The sequence below is a fragment of the Brevibacillus sp. MER 51 genome (assembly GCF_023714195.1).
Taxonomy (GTDB): domain Bacteria; phylum Bacillota; class Bacilli; order Brevibacillales; family Brevibacillaceae; genus Brevibacillus.
In genome coordinates this window covers 201,637-218,608 of the sequence record NZ_JAMAUS010000005.1, presented here as the reverse complement: position 1 = coordinate 218,608, position 16,972 = coordinate 201,637, and the positions used below count along the sequence as shown (strand labels likewise).

At 49.8% G+C, this 16,972-nt stretch carries 17 protein-coding genes; 15 read left to right on the top strand and 2 right to left on the bottom strand.

Features of this window, described 5'->3' with window-relative positions:
- Nucleotides 1–11 precede the first annotated feature (11 nt).
- The 10 genes from M3630_RS13210 to pyrE all read left to right on the top strand — a co-directional run bounded on the left by M3630_RS13210 (nucleotide 12) and on the right by pyrE (nucleotide 12,287).
- Nucleotides 12–413 carry a VOC family protein gene (locus tag M3630_RS13210; RefSeq protein WP_251252398.1) on the top strand — a complete coding sequence of 134 codons (402 nt, stop codon included), beginning with the start codon at nucleotides 12–14 and terminating at the stop codon, nucleotides 411–413.
- Nucleotides 414–511: 98 nt separating this feature from the next.
- Complete coding sequence (locus M3630_RS13205; RefSeq protein ID WP_251252397.1) at nucleotides 512–1,876, top strand: TolB-like translocation protein; 1,365 nt, start codon at nucleotides 512–514, stop codon at nucleotides 1,874–1,876.
- 224 nt (nucleotides 1,877–2,100) lie between these two features.
- Complete coding sequence (pyrR, locus tag M3630_RS13200) at nucleotides 2,101–2,640, top strand: bifunctional pyr operon transcriptional regulator/uracil phosphoribosyltransferase PyrR (RefSeq protein WP_007728461.1); 540 nt, start codon at nucleotides 2,101–2,103, stop codon at nucleotides 2,638–2,640.
- Nucleotides 2,641–2,803: 163 nt separating this feature from the next.
- Nucleotides 2,804–4,153 (top strand): solute carrier family 23 protein, encoded by a 1,350-nt coding sequence (locus M3630_RS13195; RefSeq protein WP_251252396.1) that lies wholly within the window; start codon nucleotides 2,804–2,806, stop codon nucleotides 4,151–4,153.
- Between the two features lie 177 nt (nucleotides 4,154–4,330).
- Nucleotides 4,331–5,272, top strand: a complete 942-nt coding sequence (locus M3630_RS13190) for an aspartate carbamoyltransferase catalytic subunit (protein ID WP_251252506.1) — start codon at nucleotides 4,331–4,333, stop codon at nucleotides 5,270–5,272.
- A complete protein-coding gene (locus tag M3630_RS13185) occupies nucleotides 5,239–6,519 on the top strand; it encodes a dihydroorotase (RefSeq protein WP_251252395.1) in 1,281 nt (426 codons plus the stop codon). The genes M3630_RS13190 and M3630_RS13185 overlap by 34 nt, the downstream gene beginning before the upstream one ends.
- 55 nt (nucleotides 6,520–6,574) lie before the next feature.
- Nucleotides 6,575–7,672 carry a carbamoyl phosphate synthase small subunit gene (locus M3630_RS13180; protein WP_142061874.1) on the top strand — a complete coding sequence of 366 codons (1,098 nt, stop codon included), beginning with the start codon at nucleotides 6,575–6,577 and terminating at the stop codon, nucleotides 7,670–7,672.
- Nucleotides 7,656–10,868 (top strand): carbamoyl-phosphate synthase large subunit, encoded by a 3,213-nt coding sequence (gene carB / locus M3630_RS13175; protein ID WP_251252394.1) that lies wholly within the window; start codon nucleotides 7,656–7,658, stop codon nucleotides 10,866–10,868. The genes M3630_RS13180 and carB overlap by 17 nt, the downstream gene beginning before the upstream one ends.
- A gap of 15 nt (nucleotides 10,869–10,883) precedes the next feature.
- Nucleotides 10,884–11,621: an orotidine-5'-phosphate decarboxylase gene (gene pyrF / locus M3630_RS13170; protein WP_353057234.1), complete on the top strand. Its 738-nt coding sequence runs from the start codon at nucleotides 10,884–10,886 to the stop codon at nucleotides 11,619–11,621.
- Between the two features lie 27 nt (nucleotides 11,622–11,648).
- The gene (gene pyrE, locus M3630_RS13165) at nucleotides 11,649–12,287 is read left to right on the top strand and encodes an orotate phosphoribosyltransferase (protein WP_087349934.1); all 639 of its coding nucleotides are present in this window, start codon (nucleotides 11,649–11,651) and stop codon (nucleotides 12,285–12,287) included.
- 139 nt (nucleotides 12,288–12,426) lie between these two features.
- Here pyrE and M3630_RS13160 read toward each other — a convergent pair whose 3' ends face one another.
- Together M3630_RS13160 and M3630_RS13155 are read right to left on the bottom strand one after the other, a co-directional pair.
- A complete protein-coding gene (locus tag M3630_RS13160; protein WP_251252393.1) occupies nucleotides 12,427–12,636 on the bottom strand; it encodes a Rossmann-fold NAD(P)-binding domain-containing protein in 210 nt (69 codons plus the stop codon).
- 99 nt (nucleotides 12,637–12,735) lie between these two features.
- Complete coding sequence (locus tag M3630_RS13155) at nucleotides 12,736–13,056, bottom strand: ArsR/SmtB family transcription factor (protein ID WP_483298468.1); 321 nt, start codon at nucleotides 13,054–13,056, stop codon at nucleotides 12,736–12,738.
- 327 nt (nucleotides 13,057–13,383) lie between these two features.
- On the opposite strand from M3630_RS13155, the gene M3630_RS13150 reads away from it, so the two are divergent.
- The 5 genes from M3630_RS13150 to M3630_RS13130 all read left to right on the top strand — a co-directional run bounded on the left by M3630_RS13150 (nucleotide 13,384) and on the right by M3630_RS13130 (nucleotide 16,870).
- Nucleotides 13,384–13,860 carry a GNAT family N-acetyltransferase gene (locus M3630_RS13150; RefSeq protein WP_251252392.1) on the top strand — a complete coding sequence of 159 codons (477 nt, stop codon included), beginning with the start codon at nucleotides 13,384–13,386 and terminating at the stop codon, nucleotides 13,858–13,860.
- 54 nt (nucleotides 13,861–13,914) lie between these two features.
- The gene (locus tag M3630_RS13145; protein ID WP_251252391.1) at nucleotides 13,915–14,430 is read left to right on the top strand and encodes a phage tail protein; all 516 of its coding nucleotides are present in this window, start codon (nucleotides 13,915–13,917) and stop codon (nucleotides 14,428–14,430) included.
- Between the two features lie 27 nt (nucleotides 14,431–14,457).
- Nucleotides 14,458–14,967, top strand: a complete 510-nt coding sequence (locus M3630_RS13140; RefSeq protein WP_251252390.1) for a phage tail protein — start codon at nucleotides 14,458–14,460, stop codon at nucleotides 14,965–14,967.
- 15 nt (nucleotides 14,968–14,982) lie between these two features.
- Nucleotides 14,983–15,507 carry a phage tail protein gene (locus tag M3630_RS13135; protein WP_251252389.1) on the top strand — a complete coding sequence of 175 codons (525 nt, stop codon included), beginning with the start codon at nucleotides 14,983–14,985 and terminating at the stop codon, nucleotides 15,505–15,507.
- Nucleotides 15,508–15,691: 184 nt separating this feature from the next.
- A complete protein-coding gene (locus M3630_RS13130) occupies nucleotides 15,692–16,870 on the top strand; it encodes an ATP-binding protein (protein ID WP_251252388.1) in 1,179 nt (392 codons plus the stop codon).
- Nucleotides 16,871–16,972 lie beyond the last annotated feature (102 nt).

Here is a 16,972-nt window from a genome sequence, read left to right as displayed (position 1 = left end):
GAGGAATAGCCGTGCTAAAAAGATTAGCGCATGTAACGCTGTACGTTCACGACTGTGAAGAGGCATTGCGGTTTTACACGGAAAAACTCGGTTTCGAAAAACGCATGGATTCGCGTATGGATGATGGCTCTCGTTGGCTCACCGTCGGCCTGCCCGGGCAGGAGATAGAGATTGTACTGCATGACCCAACTCATTGGCATCGGGAAGACGTTGCGCAGGAAATGCTTCGTCAGGTCGGCAAAAATCCAATGTGGGTTTGGGAGACGGATGATTTTTGGTCCACATACGAAACACTGGGTCAACGTGGCGTAAAGTTTGTGAGTGAACCAAACGAAGTGATGTATGGCATTGAGGTTGTTTTCGAGGATCTGTATGGCAATCGTTTTTTGTTGTTGCAGCCAGTCTTCCTATGACCCTTACATAATGGCAGTTGGATTGGAAAACGCTAGTAGAGAGCTTATTACTTTCTTCTGGCGTTTTTTCATCATTCAATAGAGCGTGTAAGGAGTGAATGCCTGTGATCGGAAAATGGGGGAAGCTGATCAGCCTTTTTGTCCTTTTGGCTGTACTTGTCACAGCAAACGGTGAAGCAAAGGTGGCAGCCCAAAGCCAAGGGCCAGAGCGAGTGAACAAGGAAATAAGCGTTCCGGCAAAAATTGCATTTACGAGCAACCAGCATTTGTTTTTGGTAGATGGACGGGATGCGTCGGGAAAGATCAAGCAAATCACCAAGGATGGCTATGCACAGATCGTGGGCTGGTCGCCAGACGGCAAGTGGCTCCTGTTCGTGAAATACAAAGGCAACGACAATTACTCGACACCAGGCAATGTGTGGATCGTCAGCGCTGACGGCAGCAAAGCTGTGCAGGTAGACGAGCGAGCGGTTTTTGAAACGCCAAAATGGTCTCCGAAAGCGAACAAGCTCGCGTACACCGTGAATGTTGGCAGTAATGAAGCACCCAGATTATTGCTGATCGTAAAAGAAGTCCAAGAGCATGGAGAATTAGCTTTGCAAAGTACAACGAAGGCTGATTTCGCAGACTTTGCCTGGATGCCGGATGGGGAAAACCTGCTTGTCTCGCTACCAGCCGAAAAAAATAAGCCGATGACGCTGGCCTTGCGCACACTTGCAGGTAAACCGTTGGCTGCCTATCCGATAGCAGAACCGCCAAAAGTGGTGGAGGAAGGCATATACCCATGGGCAGCGACAGGCTTAAAAGTATCTCCGGATGGAAAGGCTGTGGCCTACTTTGTCAGGTATAACTCCGGTTCCTTGTCTGCAGATGGCGTACCGATTCAATGGTTTGATTTGACACAGCCTGCTAAAAAGCCAATAGACCTCGGAACAGGATTGGCTTATCCTGATTGGCTTGCCTGGACACCAAATGGCGAACAGCTCGCTTTTGTCGATGGAACTGACCGGATCGCCACGACTAACAAGCAGTTGAAGCTGATGGATCGAGCAGGAAAGGTCAAAACAGTCAGCCCTGGTCCAGTGGTGGTAGACACTTACCCGGTATGGATTCCGAAAGCTCCGTACACGCTGCTTTTCACCAGAGGCTTGGCTACAGAGTATTCATACGACCCAAAGAAGGTCATGGTACCGGAACAAGGCATCTGGCGGCGATCCACAGATGGAGCGGAGCAGCAGGTGACAAAAGGGGAAGCGAATACAGCGGACTACTATCCTGCGCCGTCTCCAGATGGGAAACAGCTTCTTTTCTTGCGGTTGGATCGAGCGGTGCATGGCTCCCTGTTTATCCAAGGAATTGGCGAGAATGCGGACAAACAAATCGAGCTGATCAAAGATATGACAGGGGACATTGGTTATTATGCGAACTACTTGCCACCGTGGGTCAGCGTCTATTGGGAATAGTTAGACTTTTTCGGGCTGCATTGACACCCGTCCAGAATCGTGTCATAATTCTACATGACGAATGGAACCTTTAAATCCAGTCCAGTGAGGCTGGCAAGGGCACGGAATGACAAACAGGCGGGACGTTTAAAAGTCCGGTCAGTTTGTCCGAGGGCTTCTTGTCTCCTGACAAGGAGCCTTTTTTCGTAAGGTCCACTGTTCCCGTCGAAAAGGGGGATATTGAGATGATCAACAAAAGCGTTATTATGGATGAAGCGGCGATCCGCCGCGCACTCACGCGAATCGCGCATGAAATTATCGAGCGAAATAAAGGCGTCGAGGATCTCATTATCGTGGGCATCAAGACCAGAGGGATCTACCTCGCGCAACGCCTTGTGGAAAGAATCGAAATGATTGAAAATGTGAAAGTCCCAGTCGGTGAGCTGGACATTACGTTCTATCGTGACGATTTGCAACACAAGTCCGAAGATGCCATTTTGCAAGGCTCCAAGCTCCCGGATCAAATCACAGGCAAGACCGTGATTCTGGTAGATGATGTTCTCTACACGGGAAGAACCGTGCGTGCCGCATTGGATGCACTGATTGATAACGGTCGCCCACGGATGATTCAACTGGCTGTTCTGGTTGATCGTGGTCATCGCGAGCTGCCAATTCGCCCTGATTTCGTCGGAAAAAACCTCCCTACTGCCCGAACGGAAATTGTCGATGTACAATTGGCAGAAGTGGACGTTATGGATATTGTCTCCATCCGACAGCTACTGTAAAAAGAATAGGATTCCTCTTTAAAAACGATCCCGTGAGGTCGGCAAGAGGCAAGATACTTCCCATGATTATGGCGAAGCTAGCCTCTTTGTGTCCGCACAAAGAGGTTTTTTGTATAAAAGACACTTTTTTGAATGGAAGAAACAAAACAGGGGGCATACAGGCATGAGCCAGAAAAATTACATCGATGTAGACGAAACACCACATATTTCGCGATTGCTGCCACTTAGTATCCAACACTTGTTCGCGATGTTTGGCTCGACTGTATTGGTGCCGATCTTAACGGGGCTGGATGTAGCAACGGCGCTCATGGCAAGCGGGATTGGAACCCTTTTATTCCTGTGGATCACCAAAGGAAAACTGCCAAACTACCTCGGTTCTTCCTTCGCTTTCATCGGTCCGATTATCGTCGTGAGTCAATCACATGGAGTAGGGACGGCACTCTTGGGTTGCTTCCTCTCCGGGATGGTGTACATCATCGTCGCCGGTATCGTGAAAAAGGCAGGAGTCAAATGGCTCGATCGGGTACTGCCACCAGTTGTCATCGCTTCTGTCATCGTCGTGATCGGTCTGAGCCTGGCTGGCGTAGCAGTAGACATGGCAACGAAAGTCACTGTAGACGGTCAATCGCAAATGTCGCTGACTTCGATTGAAATCTCGCTCGTAACTGTGGTCATAACAGTGCTTGCAGCGGTCATGCTGCGCGGATTCCTTGGTCTTATCCCTATCTTGATCGGTATGGTTACAGGTTATGTATACACGCTGCTGCGTCACCCTGAACTGATTAACTTTCAAAAAGTAGTAGAAGCAGACTGGTTCATCACGCCACAAAAAATGTTTACGGAGCACTTCAAATTTACCGAAGTCATGAGTGCGATCGGTGACGGCTCTGCATGGATCGCAGCACTGGTCATCGCGCCAGTCGCTTTCGTCACGCTGGCAGAGCATTTGGGTCACTTGCTGGTAACGAGCAAGGTCATGGATCGCGATCTGATGAAAAATCCGGGTCTGCACCGCAGCTTGCTTGGAGACGGGGTGGCGACCTCACTGGCAGCCATCATCGGAGGTCCGCCAGCAACGACTTATGGAGAAAACATCGGTGTCCTTGCAATGACGAAGGTATACAGCCGAGTAGTCATCGGTCTGGCTGCTGTACTGGCAATCATGTTCGCCTTCGCTGGTAAGATTAGCGCCATTTTAATGACGATTCCAACGCCGGTACTTGGTGGTGTCTCCATCATCCTGTTCGGTATCATCGCAGCACAAGGCTTGCGGATGTACGTCGAGCACAAAGTGAATTTTGCAGACAAGCGCAACATGATTCTCGCAGCGGTCATCCTCGTCACGGGAATCGGCGGATACAAAATCAGTTTTGCAAGTACAGATATGGCTTTCCTGAGTGATCTGACCATCGATAATATCGCACTCTCTACCTTCCTGGGAATTATTCTGCACCTGATCCTTCCAGGAAAAGAGACTGCGATGGGAGAAGCGCACCTTGAAGAACAAAAATAAATAGCCTAACGTTCCCAATCCTTTAAATCCAGTCCAGAGAGGCTGGCAAGGCAAAGAACGCTGTTTTGGCTGCCCAAAAAAGGCACTCAACCAGCTTCTTGTCTCGCTTGCCTCCAGATGCAAAGCGATGCCAAGAAGCTTTTTCTTTTGAAAAATAAAGAACCGGAGGGATTCATGATGAAAAATGTAGCGCATTTGATTGGCCTCAAAGACTTATCGAAAGAACAGATCATCCAGCTCCTCGAGCGAGCAGAGCATTGGGCTGCCAGACCAACTGAGCAAGCGGATATCCTGCGCGGACGGTTTGTCGCGAATCTGTTCTTCGAGGCCAGCACCAGAACCCGCTTCTCTTTTGAAGTAGCTCAAAAGCGACTGGGCGCACATGTTTTGAACTTCATTCCGGAAACCTCCTCTACCGTAAAAGGCGAGACGGTCTATGACACGATTCGCACCTTGGAAGCAATGGGCGTGGAAGCAGCCGTGATCCGCACCAAGAAGGAAGGCCTGCTGCAAGAGCTGGCAGAAAGCGTAGACCTGAAGCTGATCAACGCGGGAGATGGAACGAATGAGCACCCGACCCAATGCCTGCTCGATCTTTTGACCATGAAAAGAAAGTTTGGCAAGCTCTCTGGTCTCACGGTAGCGATCATTGGAGATCTGCGCCACAGCCGCGTGCTCGGTTCTCATCTGCATGCGCTACCAAAGCTCGGTGTGAACCTGCTGCTCTCGGGTCCTGCTACGATGATGCCGGCACATATCCCGCAAGGTGTCAAAATCGTGGAAATGGAAGAAGCAGTTCAAACCGCAGATGTGGTCATGATGCTGCGCGTTCAGCTGGAGCGCCATGCGGAATCCCTCTATCTATCGAAGGAAGAGTATCACAAGGCACATGGGCTCACACTGGAAAGAGCCAAAATGATGAAGTCCGACGCAGTCATCATGCATCCGGCACCCGTCAATCGCGGGGTTGAGATTCATACCGATTTGGTAGAATGCGAAACGTCCTTGATTCAAACCCAAGTGACCAACGGAGTCGCAGCAAGAATGGCAGTTTTAGAAACTCTTTTGAAAGGGAGCGAAATGACATGGGAATCATCCTTGGCAACGGCAACGTACTAAATCAGGCGGGGGAACTCACCCCGATGGAAATATTGGTGGAAAAGGGAAGAATCACAGCAATGGGGGAAACACTCGATCGCTGTGGGCATGAATGGATCGATTGCCATGGCGGCATGATTAGCGCGGGTCTCATCGATGTCCACGTACATCTGCGCGAGCCAGGCTTTGAACATAAAGAAACGATCGAAACAGGGGCAAAAGCAGCGGTACAAGGCGGATTTACAACAGTAGCATGCATGCCGAACACACGACCGTCCATTGATAGTGTCGAGACCGTGACCTACATTTTGGACAAAGCGAGCGAGGCAGGTATGGCGCGCGTGATCCCGTATGGTGCGATTACTGTTCGCCAATTGGGAAAAGAGCTGACGGATTTCGCTGGGTTAAAAGAAGCGGGGATCTTCGCGCTGACAGATGACGGTGTGGGTGTGCAATCAACTGCGATGATGAAAAAGGCCATGCAAAAAGCAGCAGAGCTCGGGATCGCAATCGTCGCTCACTGTGAGGACGAAGACCTGTTGATCCCGGGAGCAGCTTTGCATGACGGGGTGGTTGCAGCTCGACATGGACTCCCGGGAATTCCTTCTGAATCAGAGTCCATCCACGTTGGCCGCGATATTTTGCTGGCAGAACAGACAGGTGTCCACTACCACGTATGTCACATCAGCGCGAAAGAGTCGGTGCGTCTGGTACGTGACGGGAAACGCGCTGGCGTGAATGTAACATGTGAAGTCAGTCCGCATCACCTCTTGCTGTGCGATGAGGATATCCCGGACAATCTGGATACGAATTGGAAAATGAACCCGCCGCTGCGCTCTCGTGAAGATCGTGCTGCACTGATTGCGGGATTAAAAGACGGCACCATTGATATGATCGCAACCGACCATGCACCACACACCCAAGAGGAAAAAGCAAACGGGATAAACCGTGCGCCATTCGGAATCGTCGGACTGGAGACAGCATTCCCGCTGTTGTACACAAATCTCGTACAAACGGGAGAGCTGACCTTGAAGAAGCTGGTTGAGCTGTTGACCGTGAAGCCAGCAGAAGCATTCAATCTGCCATACGGACGTCTGGAAGTAGGCGCGCCAGCAGACCTGACTGTGATTGATCTGGAAACGGAAAAAACAATTGACCCAAGCACATTCGCAAGTAAAGGAATCAACACACCATTTGCCGGTTGGGCATGCAAAGGCTGGCCGACCCTGACACTGGTAGATGGGAAGATCGTATATCAAAACGTGTAAAAACGACTGACAGACAAGACAAAAGTTTTTACACGACAATGGAGGAGGAGCATAGATGCGTGCAAGATTGATCTTGGAAGACGGAACAGAATTTATCGGGACGGCATTTGGAGCGACAAAGGAGTCCTACGGGGAAGTGGTTTTCAATACAGGGCTGACTGGCTATCAGGAGGTTTTGTCCGACCCATCCTACTGCGGACAGATCGTCACCATGACATACCCGCTAATCGGAAATTACGGGATCAATCGAGACGACTTTGAAGCTGTTCGTCCATACATTCACGGCTTCGTTGTTCGCGAGCATTGCGAGGCACCGAGCAACTGGCGCAATACGAACACACTCGACGAACTGCTGAAAACATACGACATTCCGGGCATTGCTGGAATTGACACCCGGATGCTGACGAGAAAAATTCGTTACCACGGCACGATGAAGGGCATGATTACAACCAGTGAAGCCCCGTTGGCTGAATTGGTTGCTGCCTTAAACGGCACGACATTGATGACAGACCAAGTATCACGCGTTTCTACGAAAAGCGTCTTCAGCTGCCCGGGTACAGGTCATAGGGTAGTACTGGTAGACTTCGGAGCCAAGCACGGGATTTTGCGCGAGCTGACTAAGCGCAACTGCGACGTTGTCGTTGTGCCTTACAATGTGACAGCAGAAGAGATTCGCCGCATCCAACCGGACGGAATACTTTTGTCCAATGGCCCTGGGGACCCGAAGGACGTACCACAAGCCGTAGAGATGATTCGGGAAATCTTGGGTGAATATCCGCTGTTCGGAATTTGCCTCGGTCACCAACTGTTCGCGCTCGCATCTGGCGCTGACACGACGAAAATGAAATTCGGACACCGTGGCGGCAACCATCCGGTAAAAGAGCTGCCAACCGGACGCACCTATATCACATCCCAGAACCACAGCTATGCAGTCAAAGAAGACTCGCTCGCAGGCACGGAACTGGAAGTTACACATATCGCACTGAATGATGGCACCATCGAAGGCGTACGTCATGCCGCTAAGAATGCATTCTCAGTACAGTACCATCCAGAAGCAGCTCCAGGACCGTATGACTCCGGCTACCTGTTCGACCAGTTTCTTGCGATGATGGAAACCGCTAAGGAGGAAAAAACTCATGCCAAAACAAGATAATCTGAAAAAAATCCTCGTAATCGGCTCTGGACCTATCGTTATCGGGCAGGCAGCAGAATTTGACTATGCAGGCACGCAAGCATGCGAGGCGTTAAAAGAAGAGGGCATGGAGGTAGTTCTGATCAACTCCAACCCGGCGACCATCATGACGGATACAAACATGGCGGACAAAGTATATATCGAGCCAATCACACCTGAATTCGTAGCGCGCGTCATTCGTCAAGAGAAGCCGGATGGACTACTGCCTACACTTGGCGGTCAAACAGGCTTGAACATGGCTGTTGCCCTCTCAGAAGCAGGCGTTCTCGAGCAAGAAAATGTAAAGCTGCTCGGAACCAAGCTGGAATCGATCAAGCAAGCAGAAGACCGCGACCTGTTCCGCTCCCTCATGAATGAACTGGGCGAGCCAGTACCTGAATCAGTCATCGTGAGTACGGTAGAAGAAGCTGTCGATTTTGCAAACGAAATCGGTTATCCCATCATCGTTCGTCCTGCCTACACCTTGGGTGGTACAGGCGGCGGAATTTGTGATGATGAAGAAACACTCCGCGAGATCGTCGCAAGCGGATTGAAATACTCCCCGATTACGCAATGCTTGATCGAGAAAAGCATCGCCGGCATGAAAGAAATCGAGTACGAAGTAATGCGCGATGCCAACGACAACTGCATCGTCGTCTGCAACATGGAAAACATCGACCCAGTCGGCGTGCATACTGGTGATTCCATCGTAGTAGCACCTAGCCAAACACTGGCTGACCGCGAGTATCAAATGCTGCGTACATCCGCACTGAACATCATCCGGGCGCTCGGTATCGAGGGTGGCTGCAACGTACAATACGCACTCGACCCGCACAGCTTCCAGTACTATGTGATCGAAGTGAACCCGCGTGTGAGCCGCTCTTCTGCACTGGCTTCCAAGGCAACAGGCTACCCAATCGCAAAGATGGCAGCCAAAATCGCAATCGGCTACACGTTGGATGAGCTGAAAAACCCGGTGACAGGCCAAACTTACGCATGCTTTGAGCCAACGCTGGACTACATCGTCAGCAAAATTCCACGCTGGCCGTTCGACAAGTTCCAATCCGCCAACCGCAAGCTCGGTACGCAAATGAAAGCGACCGGAGAAGTGATGGCAATCGGTCGGACTTTTGAAGAATCGATCATGAAAGCCATTCGTTCCTTGGAAATCGGCAGTTATCACATCGAGATCAAAGGAGCAGACGAAATCAGCGAGGAAGATTTGAAAGCACGACTGGTACACGCGGATGACGAACGCCTCTTCCTGCTGGCAGAAGCACTGCGCCGTGGCTGGACGATCGAAGAACTGCACAACCTGACCAAGATCGATCTGTTCTTCCTGCACAAGTTCCATAAAATGATTGCCTTTGAAGCGGAACTGGCAAAAGGCTTGACGAGTGAGAAGCTGTACGAAGCAAAGCGCATGGGCTTCACGGACCGCAAAATTGCCGAGCTGTGCGGTGAGACAGAAGAAGCGGTACACGCAATGCGCAAAGAGAAAGGCTTTGTACCTGTATATAAAATGGTAGATACGTGCGCGGCAGAATTCGAAGCGCAAACACCGTACTACTACTCCGCTTATGAAGTGGAAGACGAGCGCATTGAGACTGGCAAGAAGCGCGTGGTCGTACTGGGCTCCGGACCAATCCGCATCGGTCAAGGAATCGAGTTTGACTATGCGACTGTCCACGCTGTCTGGGCACTGAGAGAAGCAGGCTATGAGGCAGTGATCATCAACAACAACCCGGAGACTGTTTCCACAGACTTCAACACATCTGATCGCCTATACTTCGAGCCGCTGTACATCGAAGACGTCATGAACATTCTCGATGTGGAAAAACCAGAGGGTGTCATCGTACAATTCGGCGGGCAAACCGCGATCAACCTGGCTGACAAGCTGGCTGCACGCGGAATCAAAATCTTGGGTACGAGTCTGGAAAACATCGACGCAGCAGAAAACCGCGAGAAGTTCGAAGCGCTGCTGCGCGAGCTGGAAATCGCCCAACCACCAGGCAAAACGGTAACTTCTGTCGAGCAGGCAGTCGTGGCAGCAGAAGGTCTTGGCTTCCCAGTCCTGGTACGCCCATCCTACGTACTTGGCGGACGTGCGATGGAAATCGTCTACAATCAGTCCGAACTGTTGGAGTACATGGAAAAAGCGGTGAAGGTAAATCCTGATCACCCTGTACTGGTAGACCGTTACATGGTCGGGGTAGAAGCGGAAGTCGACGCGATCTGCGACGGAGAAAACGTCCTGATTCCAGGCATCATGGAGCATATCGAACGCGCAGGGGTGCACTCCGGTGACTCCATCGCTGTATATCCTCCGCAATCCTTGTCCCAAGCGATCAAGGATGAACTGATCGACATGACGACGAAGCTGGCGCGTTCCCTGCAAATCAAAGGCTTGCTCAACATCCAGTTCGTCATCTATAAAGACCGCCCATACGTCATCGAGGTCAATCCGCGCTCGTCCCGTACGGTGCCATTCCTCTCCAAAGTAACGGGGATTCCAATGGCGAACATCGCGACGAAAGCGATCCTTGGTCACTCGATCATCGAACAAGGCTTTACACCGGGCTACCATCCAGAGGAGTCGATGGTCTCTGTCAAAGTACCCGTCTTCTCCTTTGCTAAGCTGCGCCGCGTTGATATTACGCTTGGCCCTGAAATGAAATCGACCGGAGAAGTCATGGGACGCGAGAGCACACTGGCAAAAGCGTTGTACAAAGGCTTGGTCGCAGCGGGCATGAATATCCCGACACAAGGCACCTTGCTCGTGACAGTTGCCGATAAAGACAAGGAAGAAGCGCTAGACATTGTGAAACGCTTCCGCCACCTCGGCTTCAAGCTGATGGCAACAGCAGGCACTGCCGATTATTTGGAGCAAGCGGGACTGCAAGTCACACGCGTGAGCAAATTGTCCGAAGGCACGCCAAACCTGCTGGATGTCATCCATACAGGCGAAGCGAACATCGTACTCAATACACTGACAAAAGGCAAAACGCCACAACGCGACGGTTTCCGCATTCGTCGGGAAGCAGTAGAAAACGGCGCGGTATGCTTGACTTCGCTGGATACAGCTTCCGCTCTCCTGCACGTACTGGAGACGATCACATTCTCTACAGAAGCAATGCCTGCCCAGCGTGCTGGTGCAAAAGTGGCAGTAACTGTATAAAAAGGGGAGAGCAGCGTGCAACAACAACTAACCGATATTCGCGAACGCATGATTGTTGCGCTCGACTTTTCCACACTGGATGAAGTCAAAAAGTGCATCGAGCCGCTACAGGGGCATATCCGCTATGTAAAAGTAGGGATGGAGCTCGCTTACGCAGAAGGGCCAGCGATCGTTTCCTTCTTGAAGGAAAAAGGACTCAACGTGTTCCTCGACTTGAAGGTTCATGATATTCCCAATACAGCTAAAGGCGCAATGAGAAGCCTGGCGCGACTGGGAGCAGACATGGTAAACGTTCATGCGGCAGGCGGCGTAGCCATGATGGCGGCAGCGAGAGAAGGCTTGGAGCAAGGGACAGCAGCAGGTGCTGCTCGTCCCCTCCTGATCGGTGTAACGATGCTGACTTCCACTGGTTTGCAAACGATGAATCAAGAATTGGCGATTCCAGGTGCGGTAGAGGATGTTGTCGTGCACTATGCGCTGATGACCAAGCAAGCTGGTTTGGATGGGGTCGTTGCTTCTCCGTTAGAAGTACCGATGATCAAAAAAGCTGCTGGAGACGCATTTGTAACCGTAACCCCAGGAATTCGTCCACTGGGAGCAGATCAAGGCGATCAGACGCGTATCACGACACCAGAACAGGCATTCCGCTTGGGCAGTGATTACCTTGTGATCGGACGCGCCATTACGGGTGCAAAAGATCCGGTAGGGGTTTGGCAAAGTATCGTCGCAGCAGTGGAAAAAGATCGTTCGTAAAGTAGCCAGCTGGAGGGAATAAGTGAAATGACGACAATGACAACCGCTAAACAAATTGCAGCGAATCTTCTCGAAATCGGGGCAGTTCATCTGCGACCGGAGCAGCCTTTTACATGGACGTCCGGGATCAAATCCCCGATCTACTGCGACAACCGGATCACGATGTCTTATCCGCATGTGCGCCGCGCCGTTGCAAGAGCCTTTGCCGATCTGATCAAGGAGCAGTACCCAGATGCGCAAGTCGTGGCGGGAACAGCAACTGCTGGTATTCCACATGCTGCATGGGTTGCAGAGCTGCTTGATCTGCCTATGATCTACGTACGGGACAAGGCAAAAGGCCACGGTCGCCAAAACCAGATTGAGGGTGCATTGGCGGCTGGTCAAAAGGTCGTCGTGATTGAAGACCTGATTTCCACAGGAGGTAGCTCCTTGAAAGCAGCGCAAGCGGTACAGGCTGAGGGCGGAGAGGTACTGGGAGTCGTAGCCATTTTCAGCTACCAATTCCCGGATGCCCAAGCCTTGTTTGAGGAAGCTGGCATTCCTTGCTCGACCATATCGAATTACACAGCACTTTTGGAAGTAGCTTCAGAGCAAGGGGTTATTACGAGCGAACAGGAAAAAGTATTGGGCGAATGGCGGAAATCCCCGCGTACTTTTTTTGAATAAAAAGGGATACAGGATGAAGAGTAGGGCGGCACTCAGACCGTCCTACTCTTTTTTGTTTCGTCGTGGATCGTAATCTGGACGCCTTCGGATCGATAGAACTGGAGGATATCGAGATCATTTACCGCACTGATAATCAAGCTCAAATCATCGGGAGCATGGGCGAGAGGATCAAATTAGAGATGTCCAGAAGGAAAGGCTTTAGCCTCGTAGATGTGAAAGGAAAAGACTTTCCAGCAGACCTTCCTCCCAGCAATAATTCGAGAGTCGGGTGGCGATCGTGCAGGATCTTGGCAATTTGGCTCCCGACTGTTCCATAGCCGCCGACAATTAAAACTTTCGTGAGATTCATAAAGATTTCTCCTTTGATCAAACGTTCATTCGTTTAAGTATATTAACGAATAGATGTGAAAAACAGGGACACACTGTCCCTTTTCGTGACGGGTCAAATTTAGTTGCACTCTTCCTCAACGAAAGTCACCAATTGCTTAAAAAGTCGGATCGCTTCTGTAATTTCAAGCCGATAAAACATCTCCGTTCCCTTCTTTTGAACGTTTACTAGGCCCGCTTGTTTTAATATTTTCAAGTGATGAGACACCGTAGGTCTGGACATGGGAATATGTTGGGCAATTTGTGTTACATTCATGCTTTCCTTGTCGATGAGAAGAGCTACGATTTGCTGCCGAATCGGATCACCCAAGCCTTGGAAGTATGGGCTTAACTCCATAAATAATTGAGTCGCTTTTTCATTGCAGGTTGGATTCGTCGTCATTGTACACTCCGTTAATAAACTTAATCATTTAAACTAAAGTATATGGGTCTTCCTTATTTTTGCAAGCGATAAAAACGCTTCTTCTCATTTTGGGGGACGAAGCGTTTTTCATATAAAAGAGCTAACTTTAGTTAGTGTTAGAAGGAATTAGGCTAATGATATCATGATTGATGATTGCTATTGAATCAGGCAGGATATCAGAAAAAGTTCGAAGGAGGAAGAGCGATACACAGAGGAAAGTGAAGTCGGTGTATCCAGGCCTGAAAGAATGCAAGCAGGTAACTGATCAAATGACAGAAAAGTACAACGATTGCTACAAGGAGGATTATGGTACATACCAGGCCTTTTGAATATGAGCAAGACGAAGCGTTTATTTGGGAATTGTACTGCTCTACTCGAACCGAAGAAATAGCTCTTTGGGGTTGGAGTGAGTCGGACAAGCTTGCTTTTTTACAGTCGCAGTTTATCATGCAGCAGAAATCTTACCACATGCAGTTTCCCGCTCAAAATCATCAAATCATTCTCCGATCCGGGCAACCTATTGGTCGTTTGATCACGGATGCGAGCGGAGATGCACTGCATCTTGTCGATATTTCTTTGCTGCCTGCTTATCGGGGACAGGGTGTTGGTTCTATCATTATGGGTGAACTGCAAAAAGAGGCTGAAGCTGTCCCATTACCGATCCGTTTACATGTTTTACAAGGGAATCCTGCCTTTCGATTATATGAACGACTTCATTTCATCGTGACAGACTCAACGGGGCTGTATATCCAAATGGAATGGCAGCCGCTTTTGCAAAAATGACCAGGCTGTTCGCTTGACAAAGGGAATAACCACATTACATAAGGAGGAAGCAACATGGCAGAGCCATTTCTTGGAGAAATCAGGATGTTTGGAGGAGATTATGCACCACAAGGATGGGCATTATGCGAAGGACAGATCTTATCTATTTCTGAATACGACACGTTGTATAGTTTGATTGGAACCACATATGGCGGGGATGGACAAACGACTTTTGCGTTGCCTGATTTACGAGGACGTATCCCGCTCCATCAAGGGAAAAATCCGCGTACAGGAACTAACTTCGTGATAGGTGAAAAAAATGGTGTAGAATCCGTCACCTTAACCATCCCACAATTGCCCGCGCATACACATACGGTCCATGCATCATCGCAGCCAGGAACGCAGAACAGCCCTGCCAATGCTGTATGGGCAAAGAATACGCAGCTATATTCAACAAATGCACCTGATGGATTGATGAACGCGTCCAGCTTGAGTGCTGTAGGTGGAAATCAACCACACAGTAACCTGATGCCGTCTACGGTTATTAATTTCATCATTGCCCTGTATGGGATTTATCCTCAACAAAATTAACATTCCAATTGAACAGGAGGATTTTACATGGAACCATTTCTTGGAGAAATTCGATTTTTCCCCTTTCCATTTGCGCCAAAGGGGTGGGCTTTTTGTAATGGAGCGCTGTTGCCTATCAAAGGAAACCAGGCACTGTTTTCCTTGTTAGGAGTTGCTTATGGGGGGGACGGGAAAAACACGTTTGCTTTACCGGATTTAAGAGGGCGTGTCCCTGTTCATGTAAACAATCAACAGGATCGCCCCATCGTTACGCGCGGTCTGTCGGCCGGCGAAGAAAGTCATGTACTTTCGACAAGCGAGATACCCGCCCATACCCATATGGCAACCGGCTCGAATGCAGCAGCCTCTGAAAAAATTAGCGCTGGGAACTACTGGGCACAAGCATCCACTACAACCTATGGGACAACCCCTGATACGACGATGAGTGAGAGTGCGTTGCAAACAGTAGGAAACAGTGCGCCTCATACGAATATGCAGCCGTATTTTGTCGGGAATTTTTGCATCGCGATTCAAGGGATTTACCCGTCAAGAAACTAAAGGAGGCACTATCATATGGATCCGTATATTGGAGAAATTCGTATTTTCGCTGGCAGCTTCCCGCCAAGGGACTGGGCTTTTTGTGATGGACAATTGCTTACGATCTCTTCCAATCCTGTTTTGTATTCGATATTGGGTTCAAAGTATGGCGGAGATGGCAAGACCACATTTGCGCTTCCCAATTTAAGAGGCACAGCCCCGATGAATCAGGGGGCAGGACCTGGCTTGACACCGCGTACGGCAGGTCAGACAGATGGCGCTGCCGCTATAACACTTCTGCAAAACCAAATTCCGGTTCATACTCACGTTCCAAATGCGTGCTCAACTCCTACAGGGGATACGCCAACAGGGTCAAAATGGTCATCCACTGGTGGCCGGGGAGGTATCATTCCTTACTCCAACACGAGTGATGGGACACAGCTAAGCCCGCAAGCAATTGGAACCACAGGCGGGACTCAGCCTCATAATAATATGCAACCTTATCTCGGACTCTCGTTTATCATTTGTGTGGAAGGCGGAGCTTTTCCGTCGAGAGGATAGAGACTGGAACTTGGACGCCCGATGCTGTGTAGCAGGAGGCGTCTTTTTCGAATGATGGTCACAGCCCTTCTTCCATCTTTTCCTACTTTTCGTATTCTTCTTGCGAGACGTATGCATTATAATGGATATGTCCGTGATACTAAACGATCGCTTGAAGCTTAAACGATCGCAGAGGATGAAGCAGATGACGAAGATAGAAATACTGAAAAGCATGTTGACGAGCGATCAACGCAATGCACCAGTATGGCTGTTGTTAGGGTTAGAGCATGCTGAGCAGGGGGATCGTACGGAGGCTTTACAGGCGTTTACGCAGGCTCTTGCCTATGGTAATGAAGCGATGAAGGAAAAAATTGTGATCGAGCTCAACAAGCTACAAAAAGAATCCCCCTATTCGCGGACGTTAAAAGGGATCAATCAGAAGGATTCCTCTACATACACTACGATGTTTTCACCTAAGATACGCGTCATTGAAGGGGGCAAAGGGAAGACCACCGCGAAATCGGTTCAACTCGTTGAGAAAACGGCGGGCTTTGGAACGGTCGGCGGGCTTGGACGAGTAAAAGAGGCAATCTTCCAAAGACTCCTACGGCCTATCTCGCAACGGCTGCCTCAAAAGAAAAGTACCCTTTTACTTTACGGACCTTCGGGGTGCGGAAAATCTTTGCTGGCAAAAGCAACCGCAGAAGAATGTCAGGCTCATTTTTTCTCTATCGCAATCACAGGCGGTCGAAGTATGTATACGCCGTCAAACAGACGTTTCAACATCCACGATTTACTAGCGACAGTCCCTGCCAATAAACCGTTTCTGTTCTTTTTAGATGAACTGGACGCTTCCAGCCATGATGAAGAGCATGCGAACTCCTATCCTAAACAGGGGATCGATTCCAAATGGCTTCAGCAGATAGCGGAGGCAGGCGAGTACGACGAACGATTAGTCCTGATGGGCGCAACCAATGTTCCATGGGAATTGGAGCCTTCCATGCTTCGAGCGGCTGGGTTTGATCACTGGATTTTTGTCGGACCGCCAGATCGGCAAGCACGGGAGGATATTTTTCGCTTAAAACTGGAGGGCCGTCCCTCTGAGATGCTCGATTATGAGCAATTGGCAGGATGGACAGAGTTTTATTCGGGGGCAGACATCGAGTACGTGGTGGAGCTCGCGACGGAGCAAGTATGGCATGATATCGTAACAAAAGGGGTCGATCGCCCGATTCAAATGAGCGATCTGCGTGAGGCCATTGCAGCTACGTATCCAACAACCATTGAGTGGTTGAGGACTTTGAAAGAACATTTGAAGCAAGTGGATGACAATGGAATTTATGATGAAGTGTGGGACTACCTATCTCTTCATAGTAGAATCTGAAATCAACGAAAAGACTGTCGGCACGCTATCAAGCTGCGGTCTTTTTTTGTGCAAATGTTAGAATATTGACTCAATACAGTCTTTTTTGTACGCTGAGTATAG